Origin of the sequence: Paenibacillus hunanensis (assembly GCF_034055775.1) — a bacterium.
Lineage (GTDB): Bacteria > Bacillota > Bacilli > Paenibacillales > Paenibacillaceae > Saccharibacillus > Saccharibacillus hunanensis.
Map to the genome: position 1 here is coordinate 4,134,396 of NZ_CP139194.1, position 12,859 is coordinate 4,147,254.

Here is a 12,859-nt window from a genome sequence, read left to right on the forward strand (position 1 = left end):
TATATTTATCTATAGCTTTCATTTATCTGTAGCCTTCTGATTTCCTCTCAAATCCCCGTCTTTTCAAGCGGGGCAGTTTTTACTCATGCAATATTGCTTACAAAAGCGAGTCACGAATCAGGTTTTTAACTAAACGGGCTATTCCAGCCTCGCCTGTGAACATGATTGCGATTAATCAGCTTACACATTACCACGAATCATAGCGGTTGCCCCTGTACGGGACAGCTCGCGGATGCCGTAAGGCTTGAGCAGCTCGATCATTGCATCAATCTTTTCCGTATCGCCGACAACCTGTACCATCAGGCTATTCGGGCCGATATCGACTACCGCTGCGCGGAAGGTTTCAATGACACCCATAATTTCTGGACGCTCGGATGGCTCTGCTTTCACTTTGATCAGTGCCAGCTCGCGAGCTACCATCGGACGGGAGCTCAGGTCGATAACCTTGATCACATCGATAATTTTGTACAATTGCTTTTCGATCTGCTCCAGCGTGTTTTCGTTGCCTGTAGTCACGATAACCATACGGGACAGGCCGGCTTCTTCGGATTGACCGACAGTAATACTTTCGATATTGAAGCCACGGCGGCCGAACAGGCCGGAGACCCGTTGCAGCACGCCTGGCTGGTCGTTAACTAATACGGCGATGGTGTGTTTGTATGTTGTCGATATCATTCCTTATCCCCCATTAACATTTGATCAATGGTAGCTCCCTGCGGAACCATCGGATACACATTTTCGTGCTTGTTGACGATGAACTCGACCACGACAGGTCCCGGTGTATCCATCGCTTCCTTCCATGCTGCCTGCGCTTCTTCTTTATTCGTTGCACGCAAGCCCTTTACTCCATACGCTTCAGCCAATTTTACAAAGTCCGGGCTACCCGACAGATCGATATGGCTGTAACGATTCTCATAGATCAATTCCTGCCACTGACGTACCATACCGAGTACCTGGTTATTCAGGATTACGATCTTCACCGGAATATTGTTGATCGCGCAGATTGCCAGTTCCTGTGCACACATCTGCATACCGCCATCACCGTTAATGGAAATAACGAGACGATCTGGATTCGCCATCTGCGCACCGATTGCGGATGGGAAGCCGAAGCCCATCGTACCCAGTCCACCGGAGGTTACCCAGGAACGCGGTTTGTTAAAGCGATAATACTGTGCTGCCCACATCTGGTGCTGACCTACATCTGTCGTTACGATCGCTTCACCGCGAGTTGTATCGTTCAGCATTTCTACAACCCATTGTGGCTTGAGCACTTCATCCGAGTCGTCATAACGGAAAGGCTTATCGCGCTTCCACTCAGCGATTTTTTGACGCCAAGCATCTGCTTTAGCACTGTAAGCTGCATCGCTGTTCAGCTGCTCCAGTACTGTTTTTACATCGCCAACGATTGGGATGTCTGTTTTCACGTTTTTGCCAATTTCGGCTGGATCGATATCGATATGAGCGATTCGAGCATGAGGCGCAAATCCATCAAGCTTACCTGTTACACGGTCATCGAAGCGTGCACCGATGCTGATCAGCAAGTCTGACTGCTGAATCGCCTGGTTCGCTGCATACGTTCCGTGCATACCCGGCATACCGATCCACAGATCGTTACCGCTTGGGAAGCCGCCCAGACCGAGCAAGGTAGTTGTAATTGGAATCCCTGTAGCCGTTACGAACTTCAGCAGTTCCTCATGTCCACCGGAGTAAACAACACCGCCACCTGCCAGAATCAACGGACGCTCGGCTTCAACAATCGCCTGATGCAGCTTATCCAGCTGTAGCTTGTTCGCTACGACACGTGGATTATAGCCTCTCATCACGACTGGCTCCGTATGCGGCTTGAACAGTGATTTCGCTGCCGATACATCCTTCGGAATGTCGATCAGTACCGGACCTTTACGACCTGTATTGGCGATGTGGAATGCCTCATGAATCACACGTGGCAGATCCTCTACATCCCGTACCAGATAGCTGTGCTTCGTGATTGGCATCGTGATCCCTGTAATGTCTGCTTCCTGGAAAGCATCTGTACCGATCAGCGTTGTTGCTACGTTACCTGTGATTACCACAAGTGGTACCGAATCCATATAGGCAGTTGCGATTCCTGTAACCAGATTCGTCGCTCCCGGACCAGAAGTCGCGATACATACGCCAACCTTGCCGCTTGCACGTGCATAGCCATCAGCTGCGTGAATCGCGCCTTGCTCGTGACGAGTCAGCAAATGTTTGAAGTCGTCAAATCCGTGCATCGCATCGTAAATGTACAGTACCGCTCCGCCCGGATAACCAAAGACGCATTCTACACCTTCCAGCAGCAAGCTGCGGAGAAGCATTTCAGAACCTGTAATGACTTCTGGCTTCATCCATTTCTCACGTAATTGATCAGTTGATTGCACATTCGGTATTTGCGCGCTCATATCTTTTCCTCCTCCCAAAAATTCACATCAATCTTACACAAAATTCGTATGACAGGCCGACGCATCCTACAGCAGGTTGCTTGCTCAGTTCTCTGCTGAAGATTGCTGGCTCAGGCTAATAAAATCAAAAAAACCTTTCGCCACCCCAAACAGAAAAACTCTGTTCGAGGGACGAAAGGTTATATCTTCCGTGGTACCACCCAGATTCGCATACAGCCTCACAGCTCGTATGCCTCATCAAGTAAGACAAGTGTGCCTTACCTATTGTCTGTAACGTAGACAGTACGATTTTCCCTAATAATCACGGATGAACCCGTGCCTTTCAGGAAAACAGCTCCGAGGTGAGCTCGTATAAAAGGGGTTTTGATGAAGCTTTCAGCAGTGCGCTTCACTCTCTGGACAAAATAGCCCTTAAAACTTCGTCCTCTTCATAGCCGATCATGGATATTCACAATATCGACCGCAACATTTCAACTTGTTGTCAGCCGCTGATTTAGAAACATTATATGATTCATTTGAAACAGAGTCAACACTAATTTTTTTTGCACTTTTGGACAATTCGCGTAAATGGGATGAAGACATTTATACAGCAAATATGTAGTGTAAGCGTGATCTTTGTGAGTATAGCTTTATATTTATAAGAAAAATGTGCATATCCACTGGAGGACAGGTGATTTGGTTTTGTCCTTTATGCACAAATGATAGGGTGTGATGGAATGTTATTTTGTTGAATGGGACATATGGTTTAGTTGGTGAGAAGGTTTACGGAGTATCGAGATGATTGGGTGGATTGGGTAAACTGGATGCTGAGTTGGAAAGTTGGAGAATGGCACATTGGGCGGCAACCACTCCGGGAAGGAATAAGGGGACGGACTCGGGTGGAGCCGCGGGAATCTTTTGGAATGGGGAAAGAATGAAGATTCCCGCCCCTCGGAAGCAGTAAGATATTTTGCTTTCGCAAAAATCACTTTTCATTGAACCCCGTGTTAGGAAATCGCTAACACTATAAGGAGTCCTTTCCCCTTATTTCCTTCCCTCCGTTCTGTGCGTATTGCTACAATCTACAATCTACAATCTACAATCTACAAAATGACCGCCATCTATATCCTATGAAAAATGTTAATTCAATTTATTTAAAATTATTTATTCTCGACTACCTTCTTTCAAATTTAAAATCACCCTTTTCTTGATGTTGATCATTATAGCTATAAAAAAAGTCGGTACTTCCGAAGAAGTACCGACTTTGCGTTTACATATAAGCTACTTTTGAATTCACTCTTACTCTTACATGCCATAACCATCGTGTATTGCACCGAGCATGGGGGTAGAACGTTTTGAATGAATCTACCGTTTGCTCGGATCGTAAGGTTGGCCGAGTGCTGATGGGGCGCTGGAGCGTCCGACAGCGGCTACCAGGACGATGATGGTGAGCAGGTATGGCAGCATGTAGATGATTTCGGGTGGGATGCTCTGCGTCCAGGCGAAGAGCTGTACGTAGTTACGTACGGCTTGTGCCAGACCAAAGAAGACAGCCGCGCCGAATGCGCCGATTGGGTTCCATTTACCGAAGATCATTGCAGCGATCGCGATGTAACCTTGACCGGAAATCGTATTGTGTGCAAATGTGCCTGTTGTGGTCAGTGTGATCGTTGCGCCACCGACAGCAGCCAGTGCACCACTGATCATAACGCCCACATAGCGCATACGATTAACCTTGATACCTACGGTATCCGCAGCACTTGGATGCTCACCGACGGAGCGCAGACGCAGACCGAACGGTGTTTTGTACAGTACAAAATATGAAACGAATACGAGAATAATCGCTAGGTATGTCGTTGGATAAGCATTGAACAGCGCATCACCCAGTAATGGGATTTTGCTCAAGCCTGGAATTGGCATACGGCTGTAGCCGGAGATCAATTCCGTTTCACCAGCGCCATCGAACAGCAGCTTCACCATATACAGCGTACTACCTGCTGCGAGGAAGTTGATCACGATACCGCTAATAACCTGATCCGCTTTGAATGTGATCGAAGCGACTGCGTGAATAAGCGATACGATAATACCGAGCACAATCGCTGCACACAGACCGATCGAAGCAGCGGCAAAGCCGTCCAGACCTGCTGCCTGTGCGTAATGACCAAATACACCAGCTGCAAATGCGCCGAACACCATCAAGCCTTCCAAACCAAGGTTGGTTACACCGGATTTTTCTGAGAAAATACCGCCGAGAGAAGTGAAGATGAGTGCTGTCGCAAACACCAACGTCGTATTAAGAAGCTGACCAATAATTGTTAATACGTCCATTATGACACCTTCTCTTTCTTGCGCTTGGCATAAAACGGTTTAAGCAACCAGCGCACAATACCCTGTGCGGCGATAAAGAATATAATTGCACCAATAACGATACGCACAATCTCAGGCGGCACATCAGCGCTAAAGCTCATACCTGCAGAACCGTAAGTGAGCGTACCGAACAGAATCGCTCCTAATACAACACCGAACGGATTATTCATACCGATCAGCGCCACCGCGATACCGTCAAAGCCAGTTCCTGGCGAGCTTGCCATAACAGACTGGTAACCAAACACACCGAGAACGGTAAATGCGCCACCCAGACCAGCAAATGCACCACTGATGAACATTGCTTTTACGATATTGCGGTTAACGTTCATACCCGCATATTTGGAAGCATCCTGGTTAAAACCAACCGAACGCAGCTCAAAGCCTTGCTTTGTTTTCCACATGAAAATGTAGAAGAATACAGCAGCCAATAGCGCGATCAGCGTACCCCAGTGTACACGCGCATTGCCCATCATTTCGGACAGCCAGCTAATTGCGATAGATGCAGACGGCTGAATATCAACCGAACGTGTATCGCCAGACTGGAGTGCAAATGTATTAATGATCAGATTGGACAGGTAAAGACCGATCCAGTTGAGCATGATACAGGAAATAACTTCGTTTACACCACGTGTTGCTTTCAGGAAGCCGGCAAGCGCCGCCCACAGACCGCCAAATACAGCACCCGCAATAATCGCCAGTGGTGCGTGAATGAACGCAGGCAAGCCATGCAGATGGATACCTACGATCGAAGCCGCAGTCATACCGATCAGATACTGACCTTCCCCACCGATGTTAAACAGACCTGTACGCGCTGCAAATGCAAACGCAAGACCTGTCATGATCAGCGGTGTCATCTCACGAATCGCTTCACCAAAGTCATACGTATTGCCATAGACGCGCTCAATCAGCGCGCTGTAAGCATCGATCGGATCATAACCACCGATCAGCATAACGAGTGCTCCTAGCACCAGACCGAGAATGATCGCTACAACGGGTAGCGTAACCGAATCTCGTGTAAACAGCTTTAATACTTTATTCATGCGTTGCACCTCTCTTTACGGTGCTTCCCGCCATCATTAAGCCCAATTCCTGATCATTGGTTTGTTCCGGCAGCACTTCACCTACAATTTGACCTTCATAAATAACAACAATCCGGTCGGATACGTTCAAAATCTCATCCAGCTCAAACGAAATGAGCAGAACTGCTTTACCCTGATCACGCTGTGCAATCAATTGCTTTTGTACAAACTCAATCGCACCTACGTCCAGACCGCGTGTTGGCTGTGCCGCTACGAGCAGCTCTGGATTTTTGTCGATCTCACGCGCGATGATCGCCTTCTGCTGATTACCACCGGACAGTGAGCGTGCCATCGTATGAATGCTTGGCGTACGCACGTCAAAGCCTTCTACAAGGCGCTGTGCCTTTTTATCGATCTCATCATGCTGGAGGAAGCCATTTTTGTTGTAGGGCTGCTTGTAGTACGTCTCCAGCACCATATTTTCACTAACGGAGAAGTCCAGCACCAGACCGTGCTTATGACGGTCTTCCGGAATATGAGCAACACCCGATTCGGTAATTTTACGCGGTGTCAGATTCGTGATTGGCTTACCATGAAGCGTAATCTCTCCACCATCTACATGACGCAGACCCGTAAGCGCTTCGATCAGCTCGCTCTGTCCGTTACCATCGACACCAGCAATACCGAGAATCTCGCCCGCCTTCACCTGTAAACTGAGGTGATTCAGCACCGACATTCCATCTTTATTTTTAGAAACGATATCCTTCATTTCCATAACTACTTCGCCCGGGTTAGCAGGGATCTTATCCACCTTAAAGCTAACGTTACGACCGACCATTTTCTCAGCCAGTTCCTGCGGCGAGGTTTCGGACTTTTTCAGTGTGTCGATAACTTTACCACGACGAATAATCGTTACCGTGTCAGCGATCTGCATAATCTCCTTGAGCTTATGCGTAATCAAAATGATCGACTTACCCTCTTTGATCAGACGCTGCATAATTTCCATCAGCTCGGAAATCTCCTGTGGTGTTAGCACCGCAGTCGGCTCATCAAAGATCAGAATATTAGCGCCACGATACAGCGTTTTGAGAATCTCGACCCGTTGCTGCATACCGACAGAAATGTCGTGGATTTTCGCATTCGGATCAACACGCAGTCCGTATTGCTCAGACAGCTTGCGAATTTCTTCCGTCGCTTTTTTATAGTTGATTCGGGCACCCTTTTGCGGTTCAGAGCCCAGAATAATATTCTCGGTAACAGTAAATGGCTGAACCAGCTTAAAATGCTGGTGAACCATCCCGATGCCAAGCTCAATCGCTTTGTTCGGCCCATCAATCATTACAGGCTTGCCATTGACTTCAATTACACCTTCTTCAGGCTGATACAGTCCAAAGACCACATTCATAAGCGTCGACTTGCCGGCACCGTTCTCACCCAGCAGGGCATGAATTTCACCCTTGAACAGCTTAAAGCTGATCGAATCGTTAGCTACGATTCCAGGGAAACGTTTTGTTATTTGTTTTAGCTCTACAACAGGGGTTGCTGTATTCATTAAATCACCCTTATAAGCAAATTGATTATCCCTTTGGTAAGACTTCGCACTGTATGGTATCTGACTATTACATATGGAAGTCCTGCAACCACCAGTATAGCAATACTTTTCGGCATTTCGACTAGCTTTTTCGATGAAGCTAATCTTTATCTGTCCACTTCATACTATCCATTTTGACGAGTTTGACGATGTACGAGTTATCAACAATTCAACCTGTAGACGTAACAACAAGGCTAGTCATGAACCAGCCTTGTGTTGGAGTCTACTATTTTAAAGCAACTTGAGTGAAGCTATATTATTGAACGGTATCTGGTACTTTAACTTCGCCTTTGATGATTTTTTCTTTGTACTCATCAACCAGCTTCAGTACATCAGCAGGCACGTTTTTGCTAGAAGTCTCAGCAACGCCTACACCATCATCCTTCAGACCCAGTGTTTCTGTACCGCCTTTGAAAGTACCATCGATTACTTCTTTGGATACTTTTTCAACAGCAGTGTCTACACGCTTGATCATGGAAGTCAGAGTGACTTTATCGCCAAATTCAAGAGATTGGTCTTTGTCGACACCGATTACCCATACTTGTTGTCCAGCGTTAACACGAGCAGTTGCTTCGTTAAATACGCCTGTACCTGTTGCACCAGCTGCGTGGAAGATAATATCTACGCCGTCGTTGTACAGTGTAGCTGCTGCGGATTTACCAACGTCTGGCTTGTCGAATGCACCAGTGTAGTTAACCATCAGCTGAGCGTTAGGATTAACAGCCTGGATACCTGCTTTGAAGCCAGCTTCGAAGCGTTGGATCAGTGGGCTTTTCTCGCCGCCTACGAAACCGATTTTGTTTGTTTTTGTCATTTTACCGGCGATTACGCCAACAAGGAAGGAACCTTCGTTTTCAGAGAATGTTACGGATTTTACGTTTGGCTGATCAACAACACTATCGATGATTGCCAGCTTTGCATCCGGGTTTTGCTTAGCAACAGTGTCAATTGCGTTTGCAAGGTTGAAGCCGATACCCCAAGTCAAGGAATAGTTATCCTTAACGAATTGATTCAGGTTAGGAATATAATCCTGATCGGATTTACTTTGAAGATACTTTACACTAGCTCCGCCGTCTTTTTGCACTTGTTGCAGTGCTTCCCATGCAGATTGGTTAAAGGATTTGTCATTCACGCCGCCTACGTCAGTAACCATACCGATTTTTACGTCGCTGGAACCGCCACTTCCCGATGTTCCGCTACCTGCATTGTTTGTGGATTCGCTTTTGTTACCGCATGCTGCCAAAAAGACGGACAGTGCGAGCACCATGATCAGCGAAAGTGAATAGACCTTCTTCATGTATGTTGTTCCCCCTTAAAAGTATCAACTATACATCTGCTTCTTTCTGTAAAAACCGAACATTTTACCCAAATCAACACGTAAAAGTTCGTCTTATGAGCAGATTCAATAGTCACTGAACCGATTATACAATCATGTGGTAGGAAAATCTACTATTTTAATAACAATTGGTCAATTAATTTATCCGATAAACGAAGAAAGCGCTTCATTTTGTTTGAATTTACTAATATATGTAATATGTATGTTAGATAACCTACTGAAATAGTTCGTTTTTTACCATTTAACGCACTAAATCGTTATAGTGGATGTGAGGTTTGGTTCATAACTTGCTACATAATCTCATGCTACAACGTTATCGCCTTACCCATAATCCGTACAATGGCTCTCTAACGAATCGCTTCCTATTATAATAGCATCGGATAACGACAGAGCAGCTCTCTCCTTTTACTTAACAGGCTTAGCCCTGCTCACTACAACATACAATATCGTCATTCACTTTGATTTCATTTAGCAAAAAAGCTCATGTTATTCCATGAACTTCTGCTTATTCTCAAAAAAAGAGTCCCTGCATATACAGAGACTCTCTTGATCACGCTGGAACTTAAGCGTTGATTTTTTCTTTTGCAACGGATGCCAGGGAGTTGAACGCTGTTACATCGTTCACTGCCAGGTCAGCCAGCATTTTACGGTTGATGTTAACACCAGCCAGTTTCAGGCCGTGCATCAGTTTGTTGTAAGACAGACCGTTCAGACGAGCTGCTGCATTGATACGTACGATCCACAGTCTGCGGAAGTTACGTTTTGTTTGACGACGGTCACGGTATGCGTAGACCAGGGATTTGTTAACCTGTTCTTTTGCAGTTTTGAAAATACGGTGTTTAGAACCGAAGTAACCTTTTGCAAGTTTCAGATATTTCTTATGTTTACGACGTGTGACGAATCCGCCTTTTACTCGTGCCATATTATAAACCCTCCCGGAAAATTAAATTATTTAAGATTAGCCAGACCTTGTTTCAAGCGTCTTACGTCACCAGCAGCCATCATTGGGCTAGTACCAAGTACGCGTTTTTGACGTTTGGATTTGTGGGAAAGCAGGTGGTTTTTGAACGCTTTGTGGCGTTTAACTTTACCTGTTCCTGTGATTTTAAAGCGACCTTTCAAACTGCTATGAGTTTTCATTTTAGGCATTTGAATATCCCCCTTAGTTATTTTTCGGCGCCAAGATCATAATCATGCTGCGGCCTTCCAGTTTAGGCTGGCGCTCAACAGTACAGATATCTGCAACTTCATCTCTTACGCGTTCCAAGACTCTTTGACCAATATTTGCATGTGCAATCTCGCGACCGCGGAAGCGGACCGAGCATTTCACCTTGTCGCCATTGTTAAGAAACTTCACTACATTACGGAGTTTAGTTTGATAATCGTGCTCCTCCGTATTCGCATGGAAACGCATTTCTTTCAGTTCAACAATCTTCTGATTTTTACGCGCTTCTTTTTCTTTCTTCTGCTGCTCGTAACGGAATTTGCCGTAGTCCATAATACGACATACAGGCGGCTTCGCTTGTGGCGCTACGTTAACGAGATCCAAATTCAGATCGATCGCCATTTGCATCGCTTCGCGAGTTGGCTTAATTCCGATTTGCTCACCTTCAGGACCTACCAGGCGCACTTCCTTTACCCGGATCTCATCGTTGATCATATGTTCCTTACTAATAACTTCCACCTCCACGTTGTGATAGACAGCGGTATTACAAAATAAAAAGGGATGCAGGCCTCATCACCCGCATCCCTTGATCATCTACATCTATTCATGACAATCGAATTGTCATCAAAGTAAAGATCAATGAACCAGCCAACAGCTATTGGTCAGGTGAGAAGACAGGCTTCTACTTATTCATTCGTTTAGTTGTTCCAAAAACACTTGATTAGTATATCATGGCTACCATCGAGTGTCAACAGCTTTATTCTATTTATTTTATAACCAACTCTATATTTTTAAAAGTACTTAGACTGCTTTAATTTGATGTCTTTATTTTAGCAGTTATCTACCCGCATATGGCTCACTATCGCACCCTACCGTATAGGATGATAAAGCGTTACTGGTCATTTTCCATAAAAAAAGGCGTAACGCTCAATCTTGAGAGCGCTACGCCTTTTTCACTTGTATATGAGCTGGTCGATCATCTTTCTTTAGAAAGGCGATCAGACCACTTCAGTTAAATTACAGTGTGCTTTGCTTGCTACCATGTACGTCCTCAATGCGCACCACGCGTGTATGCTGCGTGTGGCTCCATTGTTTGTTGTTCTGTGTGAAGAACGCGTAGAACGTAATCGGCCACCAGGACAGACCGTAGATTGGGAACAGTAATAGATACAGGTATACTTTCCACGATTTGACCTTTTCCAGCACCATAGCCAGGATGAACGTTACAACGTTCGCAGCAATTGCTACATACGCTACCCACAACGGCAGGTAGTTGTAGATGGACGAGATGTGTGGACCACCCAGAATAGCGGTGTCGATCCATACGCCAGCCGTCATCAGGAAGGTGACCAGAACGATGTATACGTTGACGCTATACAGCGCAAGGTCAAACTTGATGATGTTGAATTGCTTGATACTTTGCCACAACAGTGGGAAGAAATAACGACGAGCAACGGTAAAGTGACCTTGCATCCAGCGCAGACGTTGACGGGAAGAAGCTTTGAATGTCAGTGGCTTCTCATCAAATACTTTGGCATCATAGCTGAATTTTGGGTAAATGCCTTTTTCGGCACAACGCATAGTGAACTCCAGGTCTTCTACCAGACTTGTTGCTCCCCAGCCGATTTCTTTCAGTAGTTCATTTTCGAAACACATGCCTGTACCGCCAAGGAAGTTCGCCATGTTCAGGTTGTGGCGAGACAGCTGCCACAGACGGTTGATGTACCAGTACGATACACCGTATGCCGCAGTAATCCAGGAATCTTCAGGGTTCTTTGTATCAATGTAGCCTTGAATAACGCGTGCGCCTTCACACATGTCGTTGTTCATTTCTTGCAGGAAGTTCGGTGCAGCCAGATTGTCTGCGTCGAACATTACGATCCCATCGTATTGACGCTCCATACTCCACAGCTCGCGCAGCATCCATTCAATCGCATAACCTTTACCGCGTTGGTTCGGGTTGGTACGTACGCATGCGTTCATGCCATGACTTCTAACGATATCAGCTGTGCTATCTGTACAGTTATCACAGATAACGAACACGTCGTATAGCTCTCTCGGATAATCCATCCGTTTCAAGTTTTCCATCAAGGCGCCGATAACCTGCTCCTCATTGTGTGCAGCGACCAGAATCGCAAATGACTTTTGCGGCGCATGGTCAGGTCTGCGCTTGCGCTTTAAAATACCGAATAATGAAAAACCGAACTGATATACCGCAACGAATGCGAGTATAATCTGCAATACAATAAAAATGGTGTCCAATATATTGCCCATGAGTTTGTGTGACCCCCTTCAGTGGTAAACCCTCTTAAAAACAAATGAATAATGATAAAGCATTCTTTTTTCACTTGAGTCAATGTGTCAGATAGCAGTATGCTTAATTAGACTGCCGTTTCATTTTCATATTTCAGTTGTGTTACAGCGTGTGCGTGTTTCATTATGAAGGATGAATGTTCCTTCCGCAAATTTTGCAAATTCCTGAAATGATCATACATATTGATGCGGACATTAAGATTTTGCACACTTTTGAAACTTTTGTCAAAGCGGTATTTTTCATTCTTTCGTGAAAACTCTGTAATATAGACGTAATATATTACAGGAATGTTGCAGAATATGATTGAATATCTGTTTCTCGCCATTTATCGCTGTTTTGCTCGGTTTCTAAATCTTTAGTCTCATATTTACATCGTCTTTTGGTTCGATTGTTGTGTATTTGGGAATCAACTGTATGTTATGTGTGTTAGGAAGGAAAATGAAGACGGGTACCTAGCGGTTGTAATTTCCGCTTAGCTTGTCTGCCATTCCTATAAACGTTTTAATTTCGGTTGAATCAATCTAATTGGTGAACATGAAGCAGGCATTTGCTATTTGGCTACCTTCGTTGCTCCATACCTCCCTTATGCGGTAATCTATTCAGACTGCTACTTTTTACAAAGAACGTGACACAGATTAGAAGAGCACTTCTGCATAAAAATGAATGAC

Annotated in this window: 10 protein-coding genes; all 10 read right to left on the reverse strand. The window is 45.4% G+C overall.

Annotation, left to right across the window (positions count from 1 at the left end):
* Window positions 1-180: 180 nt before the first annotated feature.
* Entirely contained in the window at window positions 181-675 is a 495-nt protein-coding gene (ilvN, locus tag SK066_RS16780) for an acetolactate synthase small subunit (protein WP_188773824.1), read from the reverse strand.
* A complete protein-coding gene (gene ilvB, locus SK066_RS16785) occupies window positions 672-2,420 on the reverse strand; it encodes a biosynthetic-type acetolactate synthase large subunit (protein WP_188773823.1) in 1,749 nt (582 codons plus the stop codon). Before ilvB ends, ilvN begins: the two co-directional genes overlap by 4 nt.
* A gap of 1,344 nt (window positions 2,421-3,764) precedes the next feature.
* Window positions 3,765-4,727 (reverse strand): ABC transporter permease, encoded by a 963-nt coding sequence (locus SK066_RS16790; RefSeq protein WP_188773822.1) that lies wholly within the window; start codon window positions 4,725-4,727, stop codon window positions 3,765-3,767.
* Window positions 4,727-5,806 (reverse strand): ABC transporter permease, encoded by a 1,080-nt coding sequence (locus SK066_RS16795; RefSeq protein WP_250342758.1) that lies wholly within the window; start codon window positions 5,804-5,806, stop codon window positions 4,727-4,729. Before SK066_RS16795 ends, SK066_RS16790 begins: the two co-directional genes overlap by 1 nt.
* Window positions 5,799-7,337 carry an ABC transporter ATP-binding protein gene (locus tag SK066_RS16800; RefSeq protein ID WP_320542326.1) on the reverse strand — a complete coding sequence of 513 codons (1,539 nt, stop codon included), beginning with the start codon at window positions 7,335-7,337 and terminating at the stop codon, window positions 5,799-5,801. Before SK066_RS16800 ends, SK066_RS16795 begins: the two co-directional genes overlap by 8 nt.
* Window positions 7,338-7,632: 295 nt before the next feature.
* Complete coding sequence (locus SK066_RS16805; RefSeq protein ID WP_320542327.1) at window positions 7,633-8,673, reverse strand: BMP family lipoprotein; 1,041 nt, start codon at window positions 8,671-8,673, stop codon at window positions 7,633-7,635.
* Between the two features lie 601 nt (window positions 8,674-9,274).
* Complete coding sequence (rplT, locus tag SK066_RS16810) at window positions 9,275-9,634, reverse strand: 50S ribosomal protein L20 (protein ID WP_188773817.1); 360 nt, start codon at window positions 9,632-9,634, stop codon at window positions 9,275-9,277.
* A 26-nt stretch (window positions 9,635-9,660) separates the two neighbouring features.
* Window positions 9,661-9,861, reverse strand: coding sequence for a 50S ribosomal protein L35 (rpmI, locus tag SK066_RS16815; protein ID WP_188773816.1), 201 nt, complete (start codon window positions 9,859-9,861; stop codon window positions 9,661-9,663).
* Between the two features lie 13 nt (window positions 9,862-9,874).
* On the reverse strand, window positions 9,875-10,372 hold the full coding sequence (gene infC / locus SK066_RS16820) for a translation initiation factor IF-3 (protein WP_188773815.1): 498 nt from the start codon (window positions 10,370-10,372) through the stop codon (window positions 9,875-9,877).
* 522 nt (window positions 10,373-10,894) lie between these two features.
* Window positions 10,895-12,142: a glycosyltransferase family 2 protein gene (locus SK066_RS16825; protein WP_250343028.1), complete on the reverse strand. Its 1,248-nt coding sequence runs from the start codon at window positions 12,140-12,142 to the stop codon at window positions 10,895-10,897.
* Window positions 12,143-12,859: the final 717 nt, after the last annotated feature.